We start from the raw sequence: 25,395 nt of genomic DNA on the forward strand, positions 1-25,395 counted from the left end.
ACCCCTCGTACGTAAGGCAGAGAGAATCGTGACGATTCCTCAGGACACGGCGCCCCCGGACCGGGGGCGCCCGGAGGAGATCCGGGCCGTCGCCGTCCGTCACCCCGGCCGCTGGGTCGCCGTCGCCGTCATCGCGGTGCTGGCGGCGATGCTCGGCCACCTCATGGTCACCAGCACCGTCCTGCACTGGGACGTGGTCGGCCAGATCTTCACCTACTCCACCGTGCTGTCCGGCGTCGTGAAGACGCTGGAGCTGACCGTGCTGGCGATGGTGATCGGCATCGTCGGCGGCATCCTGCTCGCCGTGATGCGCCTGTCGAAGAACCCGGTGCTGTCCGGGGCCTCCTGGATCTACGTCTGGGTCTTCCGCGGCACGCCGGTGCTGGTCCAGCTGTTCTTCTGGAACTTCCTGGGCGCGCTGGTCCCCACGGTCGGCATCGGCATCCCCTTCGGGCCCACCTTCGCGTCGTGGAACTACAACGACCTGATCGGGCTGTTCACCGCGGCCGTGCTGGCCCTGGGCCTGAACGAGGCCGCCTACTTCGCCGAGATCGTCCGTGCGGGCATCCTCTCGGTGGACGAGGGCCAGGCCGAGGCGGCGTCCTCGCTGGGCCTCACCCACGCGCAGACCCTGTGGCGCGTCGTGCTGCCGCAGGCCATGCGCGTGATCATCCCGCCGGCGGGCAACGAGACCATCTCGATGCTGAAGACCACCTCGCTGGTCTCGGCGATCGCGCTGGAGGAGCTGACCCGCGCCGGGCAGGACATCGCCTCGCGCACCCTGTACGAGATCCCGGCGCTGGTCGCGGTCAGCTTCTGGTACCTGCTGATGACCTCGATCCTGTCGATCGGCCAGTACTACGTCGAGCGGTACTACTCGCGCGGCAGCAACCGCGTCCTGCCGGAGACCCCCTGGCAGAAGGTCCGCAAGAACCTGGTGAGCTTCCAGCGCCACGAGGGAGCCGTCCGATGAGCGTCGAACCCATGGTCCGCGCCGAGCAGGTGCACAAGTCCTACGGGCAGGTCGAGGTGCTCAAGGGCATCGACCTGGAGGTCCAGCAGGGCCAGGTGTTCTGCCTGGTCGGCCCGTCGGGCTCGGGCAAGTCGACCTTCCTGCGGTGCATCAACCACCTGGAGAAGATCAACGCCGGACGGCTCTACGTCGACGGCGAGCTCGTCGGCTACCAGGAGAAGAACGGCAAGCTCCACGAGCTGCCGGACCGAGTGGTCGCGCAGAAGCGCCGGGACATCGGCATGGTGTTCCAGCGGTTCAACCTGTTCCCGCACATGACCGCGCTGGAGAACGTCGTCGAGGCGCCCACGCGTGTCAAGAAGGTGCCCAGGGCGCAGGCCCGCGAGCAGGGCATGGAGCTGCTGACCAAGGTCGGCCTGGCCGACAAGGCCGGCAACTACCCCTCCCAGCTCTCCGGCGGCCAGCAGCAGCGCGTCGCCATCGCCCGCGCGCTGGCGATGGAGCCGAAGCTGATGCTCTTCGACGAGCCCACCTCCGCGCTCGACCCCGAGCTGGTCGGTGACGTCCTCGACGTCATGCGGGGCCTCGCCCAGGACGGCATGACCATGATCGTGGTCACCCACGAGATGGGCTTCGCCCGCGAGGTCGGCGACTCGCTGGTCTTCATGGACGGCGGCGTCGTGGTCGAGTCCGGCCACCCGCGCGAGGTGCTCACCAACCCGCAGCACGAGCGGACGCAGGCCTTCCTCTCCAAGGTCCTGTAACCCGTTGAACGCGGAAGGGCGCCCGGCCTGTGGCCGGGCGCCCTTCCGCGTCGACGCCTACTTGTCGCGCTGCACGCTGCCGTCCGGATTGGTGCCCAGGAAGGAGAGCAGGACAACCAGGATGCCGCCACAGACGATGGCCGAGTCGGCCAGGTTGAAGACGGCGAAGTGCTTGACCGAGATGAAGTCGACGACCTCACCGCGGAACAGCCCCGGCGAGCGCATGATGCGGTCGGTGAGGTTGCCGAAGGCGCCACCCAGCAGCAGGCCGAGCGCGACCGCCCACGGCAGGCTGTAGAGGCGGCGCGAGAGCCGGATGATCACCACGATGACCGTGGCCGCGATGAGCGTGAAGACGATGGTCATCGCCTGGCCCATGCCGAAGGCCGCGCCGGGATTGCGGATGACCGCGAACTGCACCCAGTCGCCCACCAGGCGGATCGGGTCCTTGTGCTCCAGCTGCGCGACGACCAGCAGCTTGCTGCCGAGGTCGAGCAGATAGGCCAGCAGGGCGACGCTGAGCAGCACGCCGATCCGACGCTTCTTCGTCGTGTCGTCGGCCGTCTCGGGCGCGAGCTCGTCCTGCACGTCTTCTTCCGGCGCGGCGGTGGCTTCCGGCTCCGTCGAGGCGGGAGCGTCGGCCTCGGCGTTCTGGTGACCCTGGGTACTGATGATGCGCTCCGCGTGACCGTATCGGGTGGGCTGTCGCCGTCGAGGGTACGGCACGCCATCCCTCCGGCGCGGCCAGGGCCGCGCCGGAGGCGGTGCCGAATCAGTAACGGCGTTCCTGCTTCTGCTTGCACTCCACGCACAGCGTGGCCCGCGGGAATGCCTGTACGCGCGCCTTGCCGATGGCCTTGCCGCAGGACTCGCAGAGCCCGAACTGGGTGCCCGCGATCCTCAGCAGCGCGCGCTCGGTCTGGGCGAGCATGTCGCGGGCGTTGGCCGCCAGCGAGAGCTCGTGCTCGCGCGAGATGTTCTTGGTGCCGGCATCGACCTGGTCATCGCCCGCGCCGTCGCCGGAGTCGCGCATCAGGCCGCTCACGGCCTCCTCGGCCGTCTGGATCTCGGCCCGCAGGTCCGCCGCCTCCGCGGTGAGCTCGGCCTGGAGCTCCCTGACCTCCTCGGCCGTCCACGGGTCCTCGCCGGGGCGGACCGGGAGCGAAGCCGGGTCCAACCGCGCGCCGGTGGCCTGGTGGGACGTCCGGGTGGCCGCGGTGGTCTTGTTTCGCGTCACGATGCTCTCCCCCGGGTCGCCCAAGGACACTCCGGCACGGCGTGTCCCGCCAGCTCGGCTCCTTGCCTTGTCCGCCATTCCCTCGACCCCTTCGTGCATGACTGACCGGCACTCTGTCGGTGCCGGAACGATAAGCCGTGGCGAATGCCACCACAACGGGACATACCGGAGTAGGTCCTTCCACTCGCCTGGCTGCACCAGCGCGGTTGCCCGGGCCGCGTGGTCCTGCAGCATGTAGGACGACTGGACGAAAGGAGTTGTGCCCAGAACGTGACGCGATAATCGCCCGGTGTGTCCGTTACCGGCGCGTCACCTCATAGGGGGCGCGCGTTGCCGCGCGCAAATGCGCGCGAAATCGCACCCGCGAGCCCTATAGACTTGCTTCCCAGCAAGGCGTGGATGGGGACGAGTACCGCCGCACGCAGCCGATAGCGACCCGGGGACGGTGGAAGCCCGGGGGTGTGCGCAGCGGGAAGATCACCCCGGAGCCGCCGGAGGAACGGCACACGGTGCCCAGTAGACCCGGCCGCTGACCCCAATGAGGGGGCTGCATGCAGATCGGTGCAGCCAAGGAGGGTGGTACCGCGGGGCCGTTCGGCCTCGTCCCTCCGTCGGAGACAGCAGTGGAGCCGTTCCGCCGGAGGAAGCATGACCGCGCAGTATCGCGCCGTACCCGCCCAAGTCGACCTGCCCGCGCTCGATCACCAGATCCTCTCCTTCTGGCAGGACCACAAGATCTTCGAGCGGAGCCTGCAGCAGTCCGAGGGCCGCCCGGAGTGGGTGTTCTACGAGGGTCCGCCCACCGGCAACGGCAAGCCTGGCGCCCACCACATCGAGGCCCGCGTCTTCAAGGACCTCTTCCCGCGCTACCGGACCATGAAGGGCTACCACGTCGCCCGCAAGGCCGGCTGGGACTGCCACGGACTGCCCGTCGAGCTGGCCGTCGAGAAGGAGCTCGGCTTCTCCGGCAAGCAGGACATCGAGGCCTACGGCATCGCCGAGTTCAACGCCAAGTGCCGCGAGTCCGTCACCCGCCACACCGACATGTTCGCCGAGCTCACCACCCGGATGGGCTACTGGGTGGACCTCGACGACGCCTACCGCACCATGGACCCGGAGTACATCCAGTCCGTGTGGTGGTCGCTCAAGCAGATCTTCGACAAGGGCCTGCTGGTCCAGGACTTCCGCGTGGCCCCGTGGTGCCCGCGCTGCGGCACGGGCCTGTCGGACCACGAGCTGGCCCAGGGCTACGAGACGGTCGTCGACCCCTCCGTCTACGTGCGCTTCCCGCTGACCGGCGGCCCGCTGGCCGGCCGGGCCTCCCTGCTGGTCTGGACGACGACCCCGTGGACGCTGGTCTCCAACGTCGCGGTGGCCGCCCACCCCGAGGTGACCTACGTCGTCGCCACCGACGGCACCGAGCACGTCGTCGTCGCCGAGCCGCTGGTCGAGAAGTCGCTGGGCGAGGGCTGGACCACCACCGGCGAGCGCTTCACCGGCAAGGAGATGGAGCGCTGGACGTACCAGCGCCCGTTCCAGCTGGTCGACGTCGAGGGCGAGGCGCACTACGTCGTCAACGCCGAGTACGTCACGACCGAGGACGGCACCGGTCTGGTGCACCAGGCCCCGGCCTTCGGCGCCGACGACCTCGCGACCTGCAAGAACTACGGCCTGCCGATGGTCAACCCGGTCCGCTCCGACGGCACCTTCGAGGAGTCGGTACCGCTGGTCGGCGGCGTCTTCTTCAAGAAGGCCGACGAGGCGCTGACCGCCGACCTCAAGGAGCGTGGCCTGCTTCTCCGCCACGTCGCCTACGAGCACAGCTACCCGCACTGCTGGCGCTGCCACACCGCGCTGCTCTACTACGCGCAGCCGTCCTGGTACGTGCGCACCACCGCCGTCAAAGACGCCCTGCTGCGCGAGAACGAGCGCACCAACTGGCACCCGGAGACCGTCAAGTACGGCCGCTTCGGCGACTGGCTCAACAACAACATCGACTGGGCGCTCAGCCGCAACCGCTACTGGGGCACCCCGCTGCCGATCTGGCGCTGCGAGGACGACCACCTGACCTGCGTCGGCTCGCTGGCCGAGCTCTCCGAGCTCACCGGCACCGACCAGAGCGCCCTCGACCCGCACCGCCCGTTCATCGACGACGTCACCCTCGCCTGCCCGAGCTGCCAGAAGACGGCCGTGCGCGTGCCGGAGGTCATCGACGCCTGGTACGACTCGGGCTCCATGCCGTTCGCGCAGTACGGCTACCCGCTGAAGAACCAGGAGCTGTTCGAGAAGCGCTACCCGGCGCAGTTCATCTCCGAGGCCATCGACCAGACGCGCGGGTGGTTCTACACCCTCATGGCCGTCGGCACGCTGGTCTTCGACCGCAACTCGTACGAGAACGTCGTCTGCCTCGGTCACATCCTGGCCGAGGACGGCCGCAAGATGTCCAAGCACCTGGGCAACATCCTGGAGCCCATCGAGCTGATGGACACCAACGGCGCCGACGCCGTGCGCTGGTTCATGGCCGCCGGCGGCTCGCCCTGGTCCGCGCGACGCGTCGGCCACGGCACGATCCAGGAGGTCGTCCGCAAGACGCTGCTGACCTACTGGAACACCGTCGCCTTCCAGGCCCTCTACGCCCGCACCGCGGGCTGGGCGCCCTCCGCGTCCGACCCCGCGCCCGCCGACCGCCCGATGCTGGACCAGTGGGTGCTGAGCGAGCTCAACGCCCTGGTCCGGGACGTCGACGCGGCGCTGGAGGCGTACGACACCCAGCGGGCCGGCAAGCTGCTGTCCGCCTTCGTCGACGACCTCAGCAACTGGTACGTGCGCCGCGGCCGCCGCCGCTTCTGGCAGGGCGAGCCGGCCGCGCTGGCGACCCTGCACGAGGCGCTGGAGACGGTCACCCGGCTGATGGCCCCGCTGACCCCGTTCATCACCGAGCGGGTCTGGCAGGACCTGGTCGTCCCGGTCGTCGCCGACGCCCCCGAGTCCGTCCACCTGGCGACCTGGCCGGTCGCGGACGAGTCGCTGATCGACCCGGCCCTGTCCCGGCAGATGGCGCTGGTGCGCCGCCTGGTCGAGCTCGGCCGCGCCACGCGCGCCGACTCCGGCGTCAAGACCCGGCAGCCGCTGTCGCGCGCGCTGGTCTCGGCGCAGGGATACGAGGAGCTCCCGGCGGAGCTGCTCGCGCAGATCGCGGAGGAGCTCAACGTCGCCGCGATCGAGTCGCTGGCCAAGGTCGGCGGTTCGCTCGTCGACACCACCGCCAAGGCCAACTTCCGTGCCCTGGGCAAGCGCTTCGGCAAGGGCGTCCAGGACGTGGCCAAGGTCGTCGCCGCGGCCGACGCGGCCGCGCTCTCCGCCGCGCTGCGCGCGACCGGCACGGCGTCGGTGGAGCTCGACGGCGAGACGATCGAGCTCACCCCGGACGAGGTCGTCATCACCGAGACCCCGCGCGAGGGCTGGGCCGTCGCCAACGAGGCGGGTGCCACCGTCGCGCTGGACCTGCACATCACGCCGGAGCTGCGCCTCGCGGGCGTCGCCCGCGACGCCATCCGCCAGGTGCAGGAGGCCCGCAAGAACTCCGGCCTGGAGGTTTCCGACCGCATCGTGCTCCGCTACGTCGCATCGGCGGACGAGACGGTCGAGGCCCTGACCACCCACGGCGCGCTGCTGGCGGACGAGGTCCTCGCGACCGACTTCGCCGCCGGCGAGCCGGACTGGGCGGACGCCTCCCCGTTCGCGGACGAGACGCTCGGCCTCACCTTCTGGCTGCGCAAGGCCTGATCCATGACGGACATTCAGGTTCTGCGCGCGGCCGACCGCGTGGCCAGTCCCTGGAAGAACGGCGGCGGCGTGACCCGCGAGGTAGCGTCGTCGCCGTCGGGGGCGGGCACCACCGACTTCGACTGGCGGGTCTCACTCGCCGACGTCGTGGACGGCGGCCCGTTCTCCACCTTCGAGGGCATCGACCGGATCATCACCGTCGTCCGGGGCGAGGGCATGGCCCTCACGGTCGACGGGGTCGAGACGGTCGTCGCGGAGCGGTTCGAACCCTTCCGGTTCAGCGGAGACGCGACGACAAGGTGCCGCCTGCTGGGCGGCCCGCTGGTCGACTTCAACGTGATGACGCGTCGCGGCGCGGTCTCGGCCCAGGTCACCATGTGCACGGACAGCACGGAGGTGACCGGCCCCGCGCTGGTGGTCGTCCTCTCCGGCAAGGGCTGGATCGACGAGCTCCCACTCGCCGAGCTCGACGCCGCACGCGTCGAGGAGGGCACCGTGCTGGTTGATGCGAAGGGCGTGACCGCCGTGGTCATCCTGCGCTGACCCCCACCAGAGGCGCGAGGCTCTGCCGATACGCGGCTCTGAAAGGGCAAAGGCCCCTGCACCGGTTTCCCGGTGCAGGGGCCTTCCGCTTGTCGGCGAGAGACTTCAGTTCTCGTCGTCCTGGTCGATCAGGAACCCGCGCATCGGCTGGGGCGCCTGCTGCAGCGGGGGCTGCGGGCGGACCGCGGCCATCGGCTGCGTCATCGCGGCCGGCGGAGCCGGCTGCGCGCCGGCCGGCTGGAACGCGTTACCGCCGAAGGACGGGCCGTTCTGGCCGCCGCCGAAGGACTGCTGACCGCCGAACGTCTGGCCACCCATGCTCTGGCCGCCGCCGAAGGAGGGGCCACCGGCGCTCATCGGGGAGGCACCGACCGGGCTCATCGCAGGCTGGGACAGGGGTGCAGCCGGCGGGAGCGAGGCCGTGGCCGGGGTCCGCGGCGGCGCGAGGCTGTCGTCCGCCTGGGACTCCAGCTGACGCAGCTGCGTCTCCAGGTAGGACTTCAGACGCGTGCGGTACTCACGCTCGAACGCACGCAGGTCCTCGACCTTGCGCTCCAGCGTGGCGCGCGCGGACTCCAGGGAGCCCATCGCGACGCGGTGCTTCTCCTGCGCGTCCCGCTCCAGCGCGTCCGCCTTGGCGCGGGCGTCGCGCTCCAGACCCTCGGCGCGGCTGCGGGCCTCGCCGACGATCTTGTTGGCCTCGGAACGGGCCTCGGCGATCGCCTGGTCGGCGGTCTGCTGGGCGAGCGCGAGGACGCGGGCAGCGGAGTCGTTGTTCGGCTGCGGCTGCTGCATCATCGGCTGCGGCTGCTGCATGGGGGCGAGACCGCCACCCATGGTGTGGCCACCCATCGGACCGGCCATCTGCGGCGCCGGCTGGAGCTGCGGAACGCCCGGGCCCGGGAGGGCGGGCTGACCGCCGGGCAGCTGCGGCTGGCCGGGGTGGCCCATCTGCTGCTGCATGTGCTGGGGCATGCCCTGCTGCGGCATCCCCTGCTGGGGCATGCCCTGGGGCATCCCCTGCTGAGGCATGCCCTGGGGCATCCCCTGCTGCGGCATGCCCTGCTGCGGGACCGGCGGGCCGGATATGGCAGCGGGAACGGGCGCGCCCGGACGCTGCTGCTGCGGGTGCTGCTGGCCGTCCTGCGGGCCGGGGCCGGCCAGCTCGCGGCGCTGCTGGTTCTGCTGCGCCGCCTGCTGGTTCTGCGCGGCGGCACGAGTCGCGGCGGCCAACTTGGCGCGCAGGTCCTCGTTCTCGCGCAGCAGGCGAGTCAGCTCGCCTTCGACCTCGTCGAGGAAGGCGTCGACCTCGTCCTCGTCATAGCCTTCGCGGAGGCGGACGGTCGTGAACTGCTTGTTCCGAACGTCCTCGGGGGTCAATGCCATTTCTTCACCTCAACGTGATCGTCGGACAGCCGGGCTTCTGCGTCGGTCACAGTGCCCCCACGACCTGGATCAAGATCAACACAATGATGATCAGCAGCATGAAGGCAAGATCGAGGGCTGCTCCCCCGATCCGCACCGGTGGGATCCACCGCCGCAAGAGCTTGAGCGGCGGATCCGTGACGGTGTAGATGCTCTCGAGCAGGACGACCATGGCCCGCCCTGGCCGCCAGTCGCGGGCGAAGAACTGGACCCAGTCCATCACCATGCGCGCCAGGAGCAGGACGAAGAAACACATCAGCACGATGTACAGCACCTGCCATACAACGCCCACCGTGTCTCCCCTCGCCCTTCATGCCTGTCAGCTCTGGTTGAAGAACCCGCCCTCGGCGATCCTTGCCTTGTCCTCCGCCGTTACATCGACGTTAGCAGGAGACAGCAGGAACACCTTCTGCGTCACGCGCTCGATGCTGCCGTGAAGCCCGAAGACGAGTCCAGCCGCGAAGTCTACGAGGCGCTTGGCGTCCGTGTCGTCCATCTCCGTGAGATTCATGATCACAGGAGTGTTGTCACGGAAGTGTTCCCCGATGGTACGGGCCTCGTTGTAGGTTCGGGGGTGGAGCGTGGTGATGCGGTAAGGCTCCCGCTCGGACGCGGTCTTGGACGTGATCACCGGGGCGCTCTTCTCGACGGGGCGACGTTCGGGTGTGATGGACGCCACTGGCGCGATGCGCGGCTCGGGCGCCCGCATCGGGGCGACGACCGCCGAGGCGGCCACCGGCGCGGCGGCCGGGACGCTCACCGGCGCGGCCGGGCGCGGGACCTCCTCGGTCCGTCCGGTTCGCAGCGGCTCGGGCTCGTGGTCGTAGTCGTCGTCAGGGTCGTAACCCTGGGCGTCGTAACCATCGTCCTCCACGAGACCGAGGTAGACCGCCATCTTGCGCATTGCGCCGGCCATACTCCTGTCCTCCGCTCTGTGGTGGATCGGCCCGGGAGGTTCCACGATCCACGGTTCCTCCCCGGCCCACCGGGGAGATTCTGGAATGTCCGGATTTGTTCTCCGGTCTGATCTTCTAACCGGTGACGTTACCGGAGCGTCGGCCGCGCACCCAGTACCGCCGTCCCGATGCGCACGTGTGTCGCACCGGCAGCAATGGCCTCTTCCAGGTCTCCTGACATCCCGGCAGAGACCATCGTGGCAGCAGCACGGGTCTCCCGTACGCGGGATGCGATTTCCGCGAGACGCCCGAAGGCGCCACGTGCGTCGCCTGCGAACGGTCCCACCAGCGGGGCCACCGCCATCACACCGTCAAGTCGCAAGCCAGGAGCGGCTGCTACGGCATCGGCCAGCGCCGCGACCTCGCTCGGGGCGACCCCGCCGCGGTGCGCTGTCTCGGGCGTCTCCGACTCCAACCCGACCTGGATCAGGCAGCCGAGTTCGGCTCGTCCGGTTTTGACCACTTCCGCGGAGAGTGCGTCGACGAGCCGGAGCCGGTCCACGGAATGCACACGGTCGGCGTATCGCAGAACCGAACGGACTTTGTTGGTCTGCAATTGGCCGACGAAATGCCACGAGAGCGGCAGATCCCGGCATTCCTCCGCTTTTGGCGCGGCATCCTGGTCGCGGTTCTCGGCGACGTCGCGCACACCGAGCTCCGCGAGCAGGCGGGTGTCGGCGGCCGGGTAGGTCTTGGTGACGACCACCAGGGTGACCTCGTCGCGCGGACGCCCGGCCGCGGCGCACGCGGCGTCGATGCGCGCCTCGACGGCCGCGAGGTTTGTCCGGAGTTCAGCCAGACGCTCCGCTGATGTCAGATTTGTCACTTGGGATCCTGCCAGATGTAGCTCGCGAGACGGCCGGTAAGAGCGGCCCGACGGTAAGAGAAGTGATTCTCGGACTCGAGCGTGCAGACGTGCTCGGCGACCCTGACCCCGACCCCGTTCCGGGCCAGCTGCGCGGCGGCCCCCGCCGGGATGTCGAGCGCGGGGGTGCCCCAACCGGTCTCCGCGAACGCCTCGGGCGTCCCGGCGGCGACCTCCGCGCGCAGCGCGTCCGGCACCTCGTAGCAGCGACCGCAGATGCTCGGGCCGATCGTCGCCTCGATGTTCTCGGCGCCGAGCTCGCGCATGAGCGCGACGACGGTGTCGGCGACCCCTTTGTACAGCCCGGGCCTTCCCACGTGCGCGGCGCCGATGACGCCGGCCTCGGGGTCGGCGAGGAGGATCGGCGTGCAGTCCGCGGTGAGGACCGCGAGGGCGAGACCGGGCTCGCGGGTGGCCACGGCGTCGACGGCCGGGGCCTCCCCGTCCGCCTGTCGCCCGCCGGCGATGAAGCCCTCGGCTCCGTGGACCTGGTTCATCCAGACCACGTCCGCCGGGTCGATCCCGAGGGCGCCCGCCGCGAGCCTCCGGTTCTCCCGGACGGCGGTCGGCTCGTCCCCCACGGCCCCACCGAGGTTCAGCTCGCCGTAGGGCTCCGCGCTCACCCCGCCCCACCGGTCGGTGAAGGCGACGTGGACTCCACGTCCCAGGTCAATCCGCTGGCCGATCATGGGATCAGCCTATGGCAACCACCAGGGGCGCGAGGAACTGCGCGACAAGCCACCGTGACCGGTGAATCGCCGAACGAGCAGGGCCATCCGCACCGGGTGGCAGCTCGCGCAGTTCCTCGCGCCCCTGGGTCGTGCGGGGTGCTACTTGAGGAAGTCCGGAACGTCGAGCTCCTCCGCCGTCGCGTCGACGTACGGACGGGGCGGGGCCTGCTGCGGGACCGGGGGGATGCTCGGCTCGGCGGCCGGACGGGGGGCGTCCTCCGCGCGGGGAACGCTGCCGATGGTGTGCATGCTGCGGCCCGCGGCCGTCGAGCCCGCGGCCGTGGAGCCGGAGGCCGCGCGCGGGAAGTCCGGCGTCGCGGAGCGCTCGGTCGTCGCACTGCGCACGACGGGCTCGCGGACGATCGGGGTCGGCTGGCCGCCGTCGAAGCCGGCGGCGATGACGGTGACGCGGACCTCGTCGCCGAGGGCGTCGTCGATGACCGCACCGAAGATGATGTTCGCCTCGGGGTGCGCGGCCTCGCTGACGAGCTGCGCGGACTCGTTGATCTCGAACAGGCCGAGGTCCGAGCCGCCGGAGATGGAGAGCAGCACGCCGCGGGCGCCGTCGATGGACGCCTCCAGCAGCGGCGAGGAGATCGCCATGACCGCCGCCGCCTTCGCCCGGTCCTCGCCGCGTGCCGAGCCGATGCCCATGAGCGCGGAACCCGCGCCACTCATCACGGACTTCACGTCCGCGAAGTCGAGGTTGATCAGACCCGGGGTGGTGATCAGGTCGGTGATGCCCTGGACGCCGGAGAGCAGGACCTGGTCGGCGCTGCGGAACGCGTCCAGCACGCTGACCTGGCGGTCGGAGATGGAGAGCAGGCGGTCGTTCGGGATGACGATGAGGGTGTCGACCTCCTCGCGCAGCTGCGCGATGCCGTCCTCCGCCTGGTTGGCACGGCGGCGGCCCTCGAAGGTGAACGGGCGGGTGACCACGCCGATCGTCAGCGCGCCGAGCGAGCGCGCGATGTTGGCGACCACCGGCGCACCGCCGGTGCCCGTGCCGCCGCCCTCGCCGGCCGTCACGAAGACCATGTCGGCCCCCTTGAGGACTTCCTCGATCTCCTCGCGGTGGTCCTCGGCCGCCTTGCGGCCGACCTCGGGGTTGGCGCCGGCGCCGAGGCCACGGGTGAGCTCACGGCCCACGTCCAGCTTCACGTCGGCGTCGCTCATCAGCAGCGCCTGGGCATCGGTGTTGATCGCGATGAACTCGACGCCCTTGAGCCCGACCTCGATCATCCGGTTGATGGCGTTGACGCCGCCGCCGCCGATACCGACGACCTTGATGACTGCGAGGTAGTTCTGCGGTGCTGCCACGTCGAAGGCCTCTCGCCTCGGATCTGTCTACTCACCCTAAACATGAGGTTTAGAGTTAATGCTATGTCACTGCTGCATTATCCACTGTCACTAGGACAGTAGGCATCGGGCCTTGCCGGTTCAACGGACACGCCGAGCAAGCAACTATTTATTGTTGAGCCTATGTGATCTAAGGGCTGTCCGCGTGCGCGGGGGTCAACCAGCGTCACGGCTCAGTGGACGGTCCGTCAAGACCGAAGTGCCGGATCTGTCGGTGCGCTCACGTCGTACCCCTTGGCGTCCTGCCTCAGCAGGGCCGCCAGCACGACCGCCTTGCGGGCGCTCTGGTCGGGGCTGCCCCAGTAGACCGTGCCCGAAGGACCCGTCAGTGTCAGCTCGATGTCGTCGTAGGAGTGGACGACGACGACCGCGGTGCGCCGGGCCAGGGCCGGCGGAAGGGACTTGGCCACCTCCACCGCACCCGCCACCAGCACCGGCTCGGGGAACTGCGCGAGCGCGCCCCTGCCCGCCGGGGAGAGAGCCAACTGCACCACCGGCACCCCCGCCGGCGGCGCGGACAACGTGGCGAAACGCACGCCCGCGGTGTCCTCCAGCGTGTACTGCCCGTTGGCACCGCGCACCGCCGCGACGGGCGTGCGCTCGGTGACGGTGATGGTGACCGCGTGCGGCCAGGAGGTGGAGACGTCGGCGTGGTCGACTCGCGGAAGCGCCTTCTCGACGCGCGCCGCGACCGCTCCCGTGTCCAGCCGCTCGAGCGGGCCGCCCAGCGGGACCTGGGCGGCCTGGAGCACCTGAGTCCTGGTCAGCGCCTTCACGCCGACCACGCCGACGGTGCGCACGTCGAAGACCGAGGAGAACCAGACCAGCCACACGCCGGTGCCGAGCAGCGCGGCGAGGAACGCCGACACCACGACGATCCCCCGGCGGGACAGCTTGAGCCGGGGCCGGGGCGGGCGGTCCTGTTCGGCGCCCGCCTCCAGCTCCTCCTCGACCCCGACGTACTCAGCCACGACGACGGCCGCCCCGATGCGCGTCGATCGCCTCGTACACCATCTGCGCCAGCAACTGGTCCGCGTCGCGGCGGCCGAACTCGGCGGCGGCGTGGGACATCTGCCACAGCCGCTGCGGGTCGGTCAGCACCGGCAGGACGTTCTGCAGCACCCACTCCGGGGTGAGCTCGGCGTCGTCGATCAGCAGGCCGCCGCCGGCGCGGACGACCGGCTGGGCGTTCAGGCGCTGCTCGCCGTTGCCGATCGGCAGCGGCACGAAGACGCCCGGCAGGCCGACGGCGGCCAGCTCGGCCACGGTCATCGCGCCGGCCCGGCAGAGCATCAGGTCGGCGGCGGCGTAGGCGAGATCCATCCGGTCCAGGTAGGGCAGCGCGCGGTAGGGCGGCATGCCGGGGAGGTCACCGGACGGCGGCAGCTCGTTCTTCGGGCCGACCGCGTGCAGGATCTGCACGCCGTACTGCTGCAGGCGCGGCGCGACGGCCTGGATCGTCTCGTTGAGGCGCCGGGCGCCCTGGGAGCCGCCGGAGACCAGCAGGGTGGGCAGGTTCTGCTCCAGCCCGAAGTACTGGCGCGCCTGCGGGCGGGCCATGCCGCGGTCCAGGTTGGCGATGGTCTGGCGCAGCGGGATGCCGATGTAGCGGGCCTTCTGGAACTTGCTGTCCGGGGTGGCCACGGCGACGTAGTCGGTGTAGCGGGAGCCGATCTTGTTGGCGACGCCGGGGCGGGCGTTGGCCTCGTGGATGACGATCGGCACGCCGCTGCGCTTGGCCGCGAAGTACGCCGACATGGAGACGTAGCCGCCGAAGCCGACGACGGCGTCGGCCTTGGTGCGCTCCAGGATGTCCTGGACGGCCTTGACGGTGTTGCGCAGCCGGCCCGGGAGGGTGATCAGGTCGCCGGAGGGCTTGCGCGGCAGGGCGACCTTGGGGATCAGCGCGAGCTCGTAGCCGCGCTCGGGCACCAGCCGCGTCTCCAGCCCCGACTCGGTGCCGAGTGCGGTGATGCCGACCGTGGGGTCGTTGCGCCGCAGAGCGTCCGCCAACGCGAGTGCGGGCTCGATATGACCGGCGGTGCCACCGCCGGCGAGGACCACATGCACCGAAATTCACCGCTCCTTGTGGGGCCACCGGAGGACCCGGCGCCGATCCTGCTTGCTTCCCTTGCCCTTGCGCTTGCTCCGCGCGGCGAGCGCCGCCTTCGCGCCCGGCTCGCTGCGTGCGAAGCAGAGCAGCAGGCCGACGGCGAACATGGTCGGCAGCAGGGCGGAACCGCCATAGGAGAACATCGGGAGCGGGACGCCCGCGATGGGCAGGAGTCCCAGCACCGCACCAATGTTGATCATGGCCTGGGCCATGATCCAGGTGGTGGCGCCTCCCGCTGCGTACCTGATGAACGGCTCCTTCGTGCGTACGGCCACGCGGATACCCGCATACCCTAGTGCCGCGAAGAGAACGAGGACCGACACCGTCCCCGCGAGACCCAGTTCTTCACCGGTCACAGCGAAGATGAAGTCGGTGTGCGGCTCGGGCAGCTGACCCCATTTCTGCACGCTCGCACCGATGCCGGTCCCGAAGATCCCGCCCGAGGCGAGCGCCCAGATGCCGTGCACGGCCTGGAAGCAGGAGCCGTCCGCGCCGACGTGGGTCGCCCCGATGCAGCCCAGACGCGAAAGCCGGTGCGGCACCGTGATGATGAGCACCGCGCTGGCGAGCACCGCGAGCAGCGCGGTCACGCTGAACAGGCGCGCGGGCGCGCCGGCCATCCACAGCAGCCCGAAGAGCAGCGCGCAGATGATCATGGCGGTGCCCATGTCGCCGCCGGCGAGGACGAGGGCGAGCAGCAGGAGTCCCATCGGGACGAGTGGGATGAGCAGGTGCTTCCACTCGCCGAGAGTTTTCATCTGTTGTTTACGGGTGAGCAGGTCGGCCGCCCACAGGACCAGCGCGAGCTTGGCGAACTCGGAGGGCTGGATCTGGAAGAAGCCGCCGAGCCGGATCCAGTTCCGGTTGCCGTTCACGGCGACGCCGATGCCGGGCACCATGACGGCGAGCAGCAGCACGATGACGCCCAGCAGCAACGGGTACGCGAGCGCGCGGTGGGTCCTGACGGGGAGTCGCACGGCGAGGTACATCAGTCCCGCGCCGAGGACGATCGAGATGAGCTGCTTCTTGAAGTAGTAGTCGAACGGGAGTCCGTCGAGGCGCGCCTGGATCTGGGAGGCGGAGAACACCATCATCAGACCGAGGATCAGGATGAGGGCCGAGGAGCCGAGGATCAGGTAATACGGCGTCAGCGGCCGCTCCAGGCCTTGTCGGAACCGTCCCCAGGCGGCCCGTACGGCGGAGAACCGGCTGTACGACCGGAAGGTCGCGACGTTCGCTTCCGGCACTTGGTGGTCCTCTCCCCTGCACAACGCCTACCGGCGTCCGACCCTATCGGGTTCTGCACCAGGAGCCAGTTGCCACACCCAGGGGCGCGAGGCTCTGTCGATCTGCGGCTGCGCCGCGTGGACGCGACGGGTCAGCGAAGCTACTGCAGCCGGCTGCAACCTCCAGGGGCGCGAGGCTCCACCGATTCGCGGCTCCGCCGCGTGGGCGCGACCGGGTCAGCGAAGCCACCGCAGCCGGCTGCAACCTCCAGGGGCGCGAGGCTCCACCGATTCGCGGCTCCGCCGCGTGAGCGCGACCGGGTCAGCGAAGCCACCGCAGCCGGCTGCAACCTCCAGGGGCGCGAGGAACTGCGTGACAAGCCACCCGCGCAGGTAGGGCCCCGAACGTTCAGGGCCATCCGCTCATCAGTGGTGTCTCGCGCAGTTCCCCGCGCCCCTGGGTGGTGCAACTACAGTGCGTGCACCGCGGCGGCGAAGAGGTCGCCGCGTTCGCCGTAATTCGTGAACATGTCCATCGACGCGCAGGCGGGCGCGAGGAGGACCGTGTCGCCCGACTCGGCGAAGCCCGCCGCCGCGTTGACGACCGCGTCCATCGCCGCGGCGCCGACGACGCCGTCGGGGAGCTCGAAGACCGGGACGTGCGGCGCGTGGGTGTCGAGCGCCGCGCGGATGACCGCGCGGTCCGCGCCCATGAGGACGGCCGCGCGCAGGCGCGGGGCCGCGGTGGCGACGAGGTCGTCCATCTCCGCGCCCTTGGCGAGGCCGCCCGCGATCCAGACCACGGACTCGTACGCCGCGAGCGAGGCCGCCGCCGCGTGCGGGTTCGTCGCCTTGGAGTCGTCGACGTAGGCGACGCCGTCCACCTCCGCCACGAAGGCGATGCGGTGGGCGTCCGGACGGAACGCGCGCAGGCCGTCCCGCACCGCCCGCGGCTCGACGCCGTACGCCCGCGCCAGGGCGGCCGCGGCCAGCGCGTCGGCGATGTTGTGCGGGGCGCTGGGCTGGACGTCCTCGACGGAGGCCAGCTCGGCCGCCGCGTGGCGGCGGTCCGGGATGAACGCGCGGTCGACCAGCAGGCCGTCGACCACGCCCAGCTGGGCGAGCGCCGGCGCGCCGAGGGTGAAGCCGACGGCGCGGCAGCCCTCCTCGACCTCGGCCTCGCGCACCAGCTGCTCGGTCGCCGGGTCGGCGACGTTGTACACGCAGGCGACGACGTTGCCCTCGTAGATCCGGCCCTTGTCGGCCGCGTAGGCCTCCATGGAGCCGTGCCAGTCCAGGTGGTCGGGAGCGATGTTGAGCACGACCGCCGAGTAGGGGTGCACGCTCGGCGCCCAGTGCAGCTGGTAGCTGGAGAGCTCGACCGCCAGGACGTCGTACGGCTCCTCCGCCAGTACCGCGTCGAGCACCGAGACGCCGACGTTGCCGACGGCGGCCGTGCGCTTGCCGGCGGCCGTCAGGATCGAGGCGAGCATCCGGACCGTCGTGGTCTTGCCGTTCGTGCCGGTGATCGCGAGCCAGGGGGCCGGCTCGCCCGTGGCCGGGTGCGGGCGGCGCAGGCGCCAGGCGAGCTCGACGTCGCCCCAGATCGGGATGTCCAGCTTCTCCGCCGCCTGGAAGAGCGGCGAGTACGGCGGCCAGCCGGGAGCGGTGACGATCAGCTCGGTGTCGTCGGGCAGGGAGTCGCCGTCACCGAGGCGGACGGTGACGCCGAGCTCGCGCAGTTCCTCGGCCTGGGCCTGCTGCCGCGGGCCGTCGCCGCCGTCGACGACGGTGACCACCGCGCCGAGGCCGTGCAGCACCCTGGCCGCGGGGACGCCGGAGACGCCCAGCCCGGCCACCGTGACGTGCAGGTTCTCCCAGTTCATCCCGTCCATGCCCTCACCGCTGCTCATCTACGACGTAACCCAGCCAGCGTAGAAGAGACCGAGGCCGACGGCGACGCACAGTCCCTGAATGATCCAGAAGCGGACCACGATGAGCACCTCCGACCAGCCCTTCAACTCGAAGTGGTGCTGGAGTGGTGCCATCTTGAAGACGCGCTTGCCGGTCATCCGGAACGAGCCCACCTGGATGATCACGGACAGGGTGATCAGCACGAAGAGGCCGCCGAGGATGGCGAGCAGCATCTCGGTGTGGGAGAAGATCGCCAGACCGGCCAGCGCGCCACCGAGGGCGAGCGACCCGGTGTCACCCATGAAGATCTTGGCGGGCGAGGTGTTCCACCACAGGAAGCCGAAGCAGGCGCCCATCAGCGCGGCGGCGACCACCGCGAGGTCGAGCGGGTCACGGACCTGGTAGCACTGCGCGCCGGCCGTGGCCATGGAGGCGCAGTTCTGGCCGTACTCCCAGATGCCGATGAAGACGTAGGCGCCGAAGACCATCACCGAGGCGCCGGTGGCCAGGCCGTCCAGACCGTCGGTGAGGTTCACGCCGTTGGACATGGCCAGGATCATGAAGATCGCCCAGATGGCGAACAGCACGGGGCCGAGCGACCAGCCGAAGTCGGTCACGAAGGAGAGCTTGGTCGACGCGGGCGTCGTCCCGGCGTGGTCGGGGAAGCGCAGCGCGCCGACCGCGAAGATGATGCCGACGATCAGCTGGCCGGCCATCTTGGCCTTGGCCCGCAGGCCGAGCGAGCGCTGCTTGACGATCTTGATGTAGTCGTCGAGGAAGCCGACCAGGCCCATTCCCGCGAAGAGGAAGAGCACCAGCAGGCCGGAGGCCGTGAACTCGCTCCCCATGATCACGTGCGTGAGCAGGTACGCGATCAGGGTCGCCAGGATGAAGGCGATACCACCCATGGTGGGCGTGCCGCGCTTGCTGTGGTGCGCCTGGGGGCCGTCGTCGCGGATCATCTGCCCGTAGCCGTGGCGGGCCAGGATCCGGATCAGGATCGGGGTGCCGACCAGCGACAGGAACAGTCCGATCGCCGAGGCGATGAGGATCGCCTTCATCAACGACCAGCCTCCCCCGCCGCGCCGGACGGCGCGTCGTGCGCCAGCAGAGCGGCAGCGACCTTCTCCAGCCCCACCGAACGGGACGCCTTCACCAGGACCACGTCCCCCGGCCGGACCTGCTCCCGGAGCAGCTCGATCGCGCTATCCGCGTCGGGCACCAGCACCGATTCCTCACCCCACGAACCTTCGTTCCTCGCGCCCAGCTCCATGCAGGCCGCTTCCCGGCCGCCCACCGCGACCAGGGTCGCGATGTTCAGCCGGACCGCGAGCCGGCCCACGGCATCGTGTTCGGTGAGTGAGTCCTCACCGAGTTCCCGCATCTCCCCGAGGACCGCCCAGGTGCGGCGGGCGTCGGGTCCCCTCCCACCGATCGCGGCGAGCGCGCGCAGGGCGGCCCGCATCGAGTCGGGGTTGGCGTTGTACGCGTCGTTGATCACGGTGACGCCGTCCGGGCGCTCCGTGAGCTCCATCCGCCACTTGGACAGGCTCCCGGCCTCGCTCAGGGCGGCGGCGATCGTCTCGACGCCCAGCCCGCACACGGTCGCGACCGCGGCGGCGGCCAGGGCGTTCGTCACGTGGTGCTCACCGTAGAGCTTCAGGGCCACCGGTGCGGAACCGGAGGGTGTGCTCAAGGTGAACGAGGCCCGCTGGAGCCCGTCGAAACGGACATCCTCGGCCCGCACGGTGGCGTCCGAGGCCTGGCCGTAGAAGACGACGCGGGCGGCGGTGCGCGCGGCCATGGCGCGGACCATCGGGTCGTCGCCGTTCAGCACGGCGACCCCGTCGGCGGGGAGCGACTCGACCAGCTCGCCCTTGGCCTCGGCGATGCCCTCGCGGCTGCCGAACTCGCCCAGGTGGGCGGTGCCGACGTTGATGACCAGGCCGACCTTGGGCCGGGTGATCGAGCACAGCTCGGCGATGTGGCCCTTGCCGCGGGCGCCCATCTCCAGCACCAGGAACTCGGTGTGCTGCTCCGCCTTGAGCGCGGTCAGCGGGAAGCCGATCTCGTTGTTGAACGAGCCCTCGGTGTAGACGGTGCTGCCCTTGGCCGGCCCGCTCCTGGACATCAGCACCTGGGCGATCAGGTCCTTGGTGCTGGTCTTGCCGGTGGAGCCGGTCAACGCGACGACGGTGGTGTCGGTCAGCCGCGCGGTGACGGCGTGGGCCAGTGAGGCCATGGCCGCCAGCACGTCGTCGACGACGACGGCGGGCACGCCGACCGGACGGGTCGCCAGCACCGCGACGGCACCGGAACCGGTGACGGCGCGCTCGGCGAAGTCGTGGCCGTCGACCCGCTCGCCGGCCACGGCGACGAACAGCGCGCCGGGCGTGACCTGGCGCGAGTCGTGGACCACCGGTCCGGTGACGCGCGCCTGCGCGTCCGGTACGTCAACGAGCGTCCCTCCGGTGGCCTCGGCCACCTCCGCGAGGGTCAGGGGGATCACGTGGCTCTACTCCTCGACGTCCCTGGGGGTGGACTGTGCGCTGTTACTGCTCGTGCTGCTCGTGCTGCTCGTGCTCAGCTGCGTGATGGCGTCGTGCAGGACGACACGGTCGTCGAACGGGCGGACCTCGCCCCTGGCGTACTGGCCGACCTCGTGGCCCTTGCCGGCCACCAGGATCGAGTCCCCGGCGTGGGCGCGGGCGACGGCCTCGGCGATGGCGCGGGCCCGGTCGGGCTCGACCAGCACCGCGCCGCGCTCGGCCTCCGGCACCTCGACGGCGCCGGAGAGCATCGCGGCGAGGATCGCCAGCGGGTCCTCGCTGCGGGGGTTGTCACTGGTCAGGATGGCGGTGTCGGCGTAGCGGGCGGCGATGGCGCCCATCGGGCCGCGCTTGAACGGGTCGCGGTCGCCACCGCAGCCGATGACGACCAGGACCTGGCCCTTGGTCACCTCGCGCAGCGAGCGCAGCGCGCCCTCCAGCGCGTCGGGCTTGTGCGCGTAGTCGACCACGGCGAGGTAGGGCTGGCCGGCGTCGACCTGCTCCATCCGGCCCGGCACGCCCGGCACCGCGGCGACCCCGGCGACGGCCGCCTCCAGCGGCAGCCCGGCGGTGACGGCGGCGGCGATGGCGGCCAGCGCGTTGGCGACGTTGAAGGGGCCCGGCAGCGGCGAGGAGGCGTCGGCGACGAGGCCGTCCGGGCCCACCACGCGGAAGTGCGAGTCGGCCTGACCCAGGTGCACCTGCTCGGCACGCCAGTCGGCGTCCGGGTCGCCGGTGGCGGAGTAGGTGACGACGGGGATCGTCGCCTCGGTGACCAGGCGGCGGCCGTAGCGGTCGTCGAGGTTGACGACGCCGACGCGGGCCCGGCGCGGGGTGAACAGCTGCGCCTTGGCCCGGAAGTAGTCGTCCATGTCGGGGTGGAAGTCGAGATGCTCCGGCGTCAGGTTGTTGAAGACCGCGACGTCGTAGACCACGCCGTCGACCCGGCCGAAGACCAGGGCGTGGCTGGAGACCTCCATGGCGACCGCGTCCGCGCCCGCCTCGCGCATCATCGCGAGGACCGCGTGCAGGTCGGTGGCCTCGGGGGTGGTCCGCTCGCTCTTGATCCGCGTCTCGCCGACGCGCATCTCGACGGTGCCGAGCAGGCCGGGGGTGCGGCCGGCGCCACGCAGTGCGCCCTCGATCAGGTAGGCGGTGGTGGTCTTGCCGCTGGTCCCGGTGACGCCGATGGACAGCAGCTGCTCGGCGGCGCGCCCGTAGACCGCGGCGGCCAGCTCGCCGACACGGGCCCGGGGCTGCTCGACGACGAGCAGCGGGACTCCGGCGTCGGCGGCGCGCTCGGCGCCCGCGGGGTCGGTCAGCAGCGCGACGGCGCCGGCGGCGACGGCCTGCGGGGCGAAGTCCGCGCCGTGGGCGTTGGCGCCGGGCAGCGCGGCGTAGAGGTCCCCCGGACGGACGGCACGCGAGTCGTGGGTGATGCCGGTGACCCGCGCGTCCGCGGCCTCGGTCACGTCCACTCCGAGCAGCGCGGCGACCTGCGCGAGGGCGAGGCCGTCGGTGGCGCGGGGACGGAGCGAGGGCTGATCACGATGGGGCACGGCGGTGAGGTTACCCGTACCGGTGCGCTCGGAGCCAAGTGGGGAGTTCATTGCCATGTTCATGCCGCCGTCCGTGCTGGTCATGTGAGGGTATCGCCATCCTTGGAGTCGTCTCTGAGCCGCCGGTCACCCCCCGGGACGCCGCGTCACCAGTTGACCGGCAGGTTGGCGGCCGCGGCGCCGGTCGGCGGGACGTCGAGGGTCTTCAGCGCGAACTCCATCACCTGCTTGAAGACCGGCCCGCACAGCTGGCCGCCGAAGTGGGCGCCGACCGGCTTCTGGATCACGCAGGAGACCGTCAGCCGCGGCTTGTCCGCCGGCGCGAAGCCGATGAAGGAGGCCGTGTAGCCGCTGTAGCCGTTGCCCGTGGCCCTGTTGGCGGTGCCCGTCTTGCCGGCCACCAGATAGCCGGGGATCTGCGCCATCGTGCCGGTGCCCTGCTCGCTGCCGACGACCGACTGCAGCATGTCGGCCAGTTGCTCGGCCACGCCCACGCTGACCACCCGGGTGCTCTGCGGCGTCGGGGTCGGCGTGTAGCGGCCGTCGGGGCCGGTGATCCCCTCCACCAGCGTCGGCGCGACCCGCACGCCGCCGTTGGCGATGGTCGAGTAGACGGAGGTGGTCTGCAACGCGTTCACGGCCAGGCCCTGGCCGAAGGGGATGGTGTACTGCTGCGAGCCGTTCCACTTCTGCGGCGGCGGCAGGATGCCCTGTGTCTCGCCCGGGAAGCCCAGCCCCGAGGGCTGGCCGATGCCGAACTTGGTCAGGTAGTCGTAGAGCACCTGGTTGGCCTGGCTCTGGGTGCTGCCCAGGTGCTCGGCGGCCAGGATCGTGCCGATGTTCGAGGACTGGGCCAGCACGCCGTTGAGCGTCAGCTGCTCGGTGCCGTGGGCGACGTCGTCGTGGAAGACCCGGTCCGCGCGCGGCAGCGCGCCCGGCACGGTCACGTGCGTCTCGGGCGTCGCCACGTTCTGCTGGAGCACCGCCGCCATCGTCATCAGCTTGCTGACCGAGCCCGGCTCGTAGGCGTCGCTGAGGGCGGTGTTGCCGATCGCGTCCGGGTTGGCGTGGGCCAGGTCGTTGGGGTCGAAGCCGGGCGCGGTGGCCATGGCCAGGACCCGGCCGGTCTGTACGTCCTGGACGATGACGTAGCCGCCCTCGGCCTGGCTCTTGGTCACCTGGTCGGAGATCGCCTTCTGCGCCTCCCACTGGATGTCCCGGTTCAGCGTCAGCCGCAGGCTCGACCCCGGCACCGGCGCGGTCTCGTGCTGGCCTCCGGCGGTCGGCACCTCGCGGCCGTTGGCCTGCGCGTACACCTGCTTGCCGTCGACGCCCCTGAGCAGCTTCTCGTACTGCTGCTCGAGCCCGCCGGAGCCGATGCCGTCGGCGTTGACGAAGCCGAGGACGTTGGCGGCGAGGCCGCCGTCCGGGTAGACGCGCTTGTCGTGGCGGGCGTGGAAGATCGCGGCGATCGGGTTGGCGCAGGCGTCGTCGACGCGGCCGTCCGCGCCCGCCTTGAGCGCGAGGGTGTTCTCCGTCAGGCAGTGGCCCGAGCTCGCCTTGTTCGCCAGGGTGTTGCTCAGGGCGTTGATCTGGTTCCAGGTCTGCGGGGTCTGCTGCTTGGCGACCAGACGGTACATGTCCGTCTTCGGGTTCTTCGCGGTCAGCGCCTGCTGGAGCTTCTGCTGGTCCTGCCCGAGGATCGGCGCGAGCAGCGCGGCGGCCTGGGCCGGGCCGTCGGGGACGTGGAGCTGCTCGGGGGTGAGCATGGTCGGGTCGGCGGTGATGTCGTAGGCGGTCACCGTCGTCGCCAGCACGTCGCCGGCTGCGTCGGTGATGGTGCCGCGCTGCGCCGCGAGCGGCGTCGACACGTACCGGTTGGCGCTGGCCTCCTCGGCGAGCGCGGTGGAGTCCAGGAACTGGAGCTGCACGAGCCGCCCGGCGAACAGCGCGAAGACCGTCCCGAGCGCCACCCACATCACCCGCAGCCGCTTGCGCGGCTCCCCGAGCTTCAGCGCGGGCACACCCGCGAGCGGCCTGCGCGGACCGGGCGGCCTCGGCCGCACCCCACCGCGCGCCGGCGCCTCGGACCGCGACGCGACAGCCACCCGCCCCCCACCCGAACCCGAACGCCCCGACTGCCCGCGCGAAGCGCGGGAGGAGGCGGAACCACGCGCGCTGTCGCGCGAAGCGCGGGAGGAGGCGGAACCACGCCCCTCGTCGCGCGAAGCGCGGGAGGAGGCGGAACCACGCCCCTCGTCGCGCGAAGCGCGGGGAGCGCGGGACGCGGCCGATCCGCGAGAGCCGTCGCGCGGAGCGCGGGCCTCGTCGCGCGAGTCCCTGGAGGCCGAGCGCTGGGTGAATCCGGCCACCTCGGACCAGCCGACCCCGTCGGCCTCGCGCCCGCTCTCACGGCGCGGAGCGCGGGCGGAGGAGGAGCCGCGCGCCTCGTCGCGCGGAGCGCGGGGGGAGGCGGGTCGGTCCGGGGTGTCGCGCGGGGCGCGGGGGCGGCGGTCCGGCTCGCGACCGGCTCCGGCGCGCGGAGCGCCCGAGGCGGAGCCGCGCGAGGCGCCGCCCTCGCCGCCGCGCGGAGCGCGGGGCTGGCGGTCCGATTCACGCGGAGCGCCCGAGGCGGCGCCGCCCTCGCCGCCGCGCGGGGCGCGGGGCTGGCGGTCCGATTCGCGCGGAGCGCCGCCGGGGGCCGCGTTGCGCGGGCGGGGGCCCTCGCTCCCGCGCGGAGCGCGGGCGTCGGGGCGGGGGCGGCGCGGGGAGGCGCCGTCGCGGTCGGGGTCGCGGGGAGGTTGGGGCATGGTGAGGTCGCTCCGTCAGTGGCCGGACGGGGTCGGGTGGGCCGCATGGGCGGCGGCGGGCGTGCCCGCCGTGTGGGAGGCCGGCGTCCCCGCCGTGTGGGAAGTCGGCGTCCCCGCCGTGTGGGAGGTCGGCGTGCCCGCCGTGTGCGGGGTCGGCGCGTGGCCGGAGGCGGAGGGCGAGGGTGAACCGGACCCGGAGGGTGAAGGCGACGGCGAGGCCGGGGGTGTCGGCAGGGGCGAGGGCGCGGCCGGGAGTTGGCTCGGGTCGCCGAGGACCTTGCCGCTGTCGGTGACGAACGCGGGGTTGCCCGCCGGGACCATGCCCATCTGGCGCGCCCGCGCCGCGAGCGCGTCCGGCGCGGACCAGCCGTCGATCTGCTGCTGCAGACCCTGCTGCTCGTTGGTCAGCTGTGTCGTCTGCCGTTGCAGCTTCTGCACCGTGAATGAGTCCTGGCTCAGCGCCGTGTTCAGCATCAGCAGCGCCACCAGCCCACCGGCCAGCAGCACCATGACCAGTGCCGCGAACGGTCCGCGTCCGGCCCGCCTGCCCGGTCGTCGCGTTCCCGCACCCCTCCCGACAGCCAC

Annotated in this window: 21 protein-coding genes; 4 read left to right on the forward strand and 17 right to left on the reverse strand. The window is 71.3% G+C overall.

Translation table 11 applies throughout. The features are described 5' to 3' along the window. Positions 1-28: 28 nt before the first annotated feature. Entirely contained in the window at positions 29-973 is a 945-nt protein-coding gene (locus ABH931_RS22045) for an amino acid ABC transporter permease (protein WP_370115818.1), read from the forward strand. Then, on the forward strand, positions 970-1,737 hold the full coding sequence (locus ABH931_RS22050; protein ID WP_370115819.1) for an amino acid ABC transporter ATP-binding protein: 768 nt from the start codon (positions 970-972) through the stop codon (positions 1,735-1,737). The genes ABH931_RS22045 and ABH931_RS22050 overlap by 4 nt, the downstream gene beginning before the upstream one ends. Positions 1,738-1,794: 57 nt before the next feature. On the opposite strand, the gene lspA is transcribed toward ABH931_RS22050, so the two are convergent. Together lspA and ABH931_RS22060 are read right to left on the reverse strand one after the other, a co-directional pair. Beyond that, positions 1,795-2,463 (reverse strand): signal peptidase II, encoded by a 669-nt coding sequence (gene lspA, locus ABH931_RS22055; protein ID WP_370115820.1) that lies wholly within the window; start codon positions 2,461-2,463, stop codon positions 1,795-1,797. A gap of 46 nt (positions 2,464-2,509) precedes the next feature. Beyond that, a complete protein-coding gene (locus ABH931_RS22060) occupies positions 2,510-2,974 on the reverse strand; it encodes a TraR/DksA family transcriptional regulator (protein WP_370115822.1) in 465 nt (154 codons plus the stop codon). A gap of 648 nt (positions 2,975-3,622) precedes the next feature. Between ABH931_RS22060 and ileS the strand changes: the two genes are divergently transcribed. Continuing rightward, positions 3,623-6,760 (forward strand): isoleucine--tRNA ligase, encoded by a 3,138-nt coding sequence (gene ileS, locus ABH931_RS22065; protein ID WP_370115824.1) that lies wholly within the window; start codon positions 3,623-3,625, stop codon positions 6,758-6,760. A 3-nt stretch (positions 6,761-6,763) separates the two neighbouring features. Then, positions 6,764-7,303, forward strand: a complete 540-nt coding sequence (locus tag ABH931_RS22070) for a HutD family protein (RefSeq protein WP_370115826.1) — start codon at positions 6,764-6,766, stop codon at positions 7,301-7,303. 105 nt (positions 7,304-7,408) lie between these two features. On the opposite strand, the gene ABH931_RS22075 is transcribed toward ABH931_RS22070, so the two are convergent. The 15 genes from ABH931_RS22075 to ABH931_RS22145 form a co-directional block, all read right to left on the reverse strand. Further along, on the reverse strand, positions 7,409-8,689 hold the full coding sequence (locus ABH931_RS22075) for a DivIVA domain-containing protein (RefSeq protein ID WP_370115830.1): 1,281 nt from the start codon (positions 8,687-8,689) through the stop codon (positions 7,409-7,411). 46 nt (positions 8,690-8,735) lie between these two features. Further along, the gene (locus ABH931_RS22080; protein ID WP_370115834.1) at positions 8,736-9,020 is read right to left on the reverse strand and encodes a YggT family protein; all 285 of its coding nucleotides are present in this window, start codon (positions 9,018-9,020) and stop codon (positions 8,736-8,738) included. Positions 9,021-9,047: 27 nt separating this feature from the next. Further along, positions 9,048-9,644, reverse strand: a complete 597-nt coding sequence (locus tag ABH931_RS22085; RefSeq protein WP_042453445.1) for a cell division protein SepF — start codon at positions 9,642-9,644, stop codon at positions 9,048-9,050. Between the two features lie 128 nt (positions 9,645-9,772). Further along, entirely contained in the window at positions 9,773-10,510 is a 738-nt protein-coding gene (locus ABH931_RS22090) for a YggS family pyridoxal phosphate-dependent enzyme (RefSeq protein ID WP_370115840.1), read from the reverse strand. Continuing rightward, positions 10,507-11,238, reverse strand: coding sequence for a polyphenol oxidase family protein (locus ABH931_RS22095; RefSeq protein ID WP_370115844.1), 732 nt, complete (start codon positions 11,236-11,238; stop codon positions 10,507-10,509). The genes ABH931_RS22090 and ABH931_RS22095 overlap by 4 nt, the downstream gene beginning before the upstream one ends. A 141-nt stretch (positions 11,239-11,379) precedes the next feature. Next, on the reverse strand, positions 11,380-12,600 hold the full coding sequence (ftsZ, locus tag ABH931_RS22100; protein WP_370115848.1) for a cell division protein FtsZ: 1,221 nt from the start codon (positions 12,598-12,600) through the stop codon (positions 11,380-11,382). A gap of 227 nt (positions 12,601-12,827) precedes the next feature. Continuing rightward, positions 12,828-13,610 carry a cell division protein FtsQ/DivIB gene (locus ABH931_RS22105; RefSeq protein WP_370115851.1) on the reverse strand — a complete coding sequence of 261 codons (783 nt, stop codon included), beginning with the start codon at positions 13,608-13,610 and terminating at the stop codon, positions 12,828-12,830. Continuing rightward, a complete protein-coding gene (gene murG, locus ABH931_RS22110) occupies positions 13,603-14,709 on the reverse strand; it encodes an undecaprenyldiphospho-muramoylpentapeptide beta-N-acetylglucosaminyltransferase (protein ID WP_370115854.1) in 1,107 nt (368 codons plus the stop codon). The genes ABH931_RS22105 and murG overlap by 8 nt, the downstream gene beginning before the upstream one ends. A gap of 6 nt (positions 14,710-14,715) precedes the next feature. After that, positions 14,716-15,999 carry a putative lipid II flippase FtsW gene (gene ftsW / locus ABH931_RS22115; protein WP_370115857.1) on the reverse strand — a complete coding sequence of 428 codons (1,284 nt, stop codon included), beginning with the start codon at positions 15,997-15,999 and terminating at the stop codon, positions 14,716-14,718. A gap of 449 nt (positions 16,000-16,448) precedes the next feature. Beyond that, positions 16,449-17,891, reverse strand: a complete 1,443-nt coding sequence (murD, locus tag ABH931_RS22120; RefSeq protein WP_370115860.1) for a UDP-N-acetylmuramoyl-L-alanine--D-glutamate ligase — start codon at positions 17,889-17,891, stop codon at positions 16,449-16,451. Then, the gene (gene mraY / locus ABH931_RS22125) at positions 17,892-18,953 is read right to left on the reverse strand and encodes a phospho-N-acetylmuramoyl-pentapeptide-transferase (protein ID WP_370115864.1); all 1,062 of its coding nucleotides are present in this window, start codon (positions 18,951-18,953) and stop codon (positions 17,892-17,894) included. After that, positions 18,953-20,401, reverse strand: coding sequence for a UDP-N-acetylmuramoyl-tripeptide--D-alanyl-D-alanine ligase (murF, locus tag ABH931_RS22130; RefSeq protein ID WP_370115867.1), 1,449 nt, complete (start codon positions 20,399-20,401; stop codon positions 18,953-18,955). Before murF ends, mraY begins: the two co-directional genes overlap by 1 nt. Positions 20,402-20,407: 6 nt before the next feature. Then, positions 20,408-22,063 carry a UDP-N-acetylmuramoyl-L-alanyl-D-glutamate--2,6-diaminopimelate ligase gene (locus tag ABH931_RS22135; protein WP_370116039.1) on the reverse strand — a complete coding sequence of 552 codons (1,656 nt, stop codon included), beginning with the start codon at positions 22,061-22,063 and terminating at the stop codon, positions 20,408-20,410. Positions 22,064-22,146: 83 nt separating this feature from the next. Then, entirely contained in the window at positions 22,147-24,024 is a 1,878-nt protein-coding gene (locus ABH931_RS22140) for a peptidoglycan D,D-transpeptidase FtsI family protein (protein WP_370115870.1), read from the reverse strand. Positions 24,025-24,825: 801 nt separating this feature from the next. After that, positions 24,826-25,395 carry a hypothetical protein gene (locus ABH931_RS22145; protein WP_370115874.1) on the reverse strand — a complete coding sequence of 190 codons (570 nt, stop codon included), beginning with the start codon at positions 25,393-25,395 and terminating at the stop codon, positions 24,826-24,828.

This window comes from Streptacidiphilus sp. MAP12-33, assembly GCF_041261265.1.
Taxonomy (GTDB): domain Bacteria; phylum Actinomycetota; class Actinomycetes; order Streptomycetales; family Streptomycetaceae; genus Streptacidiphilus.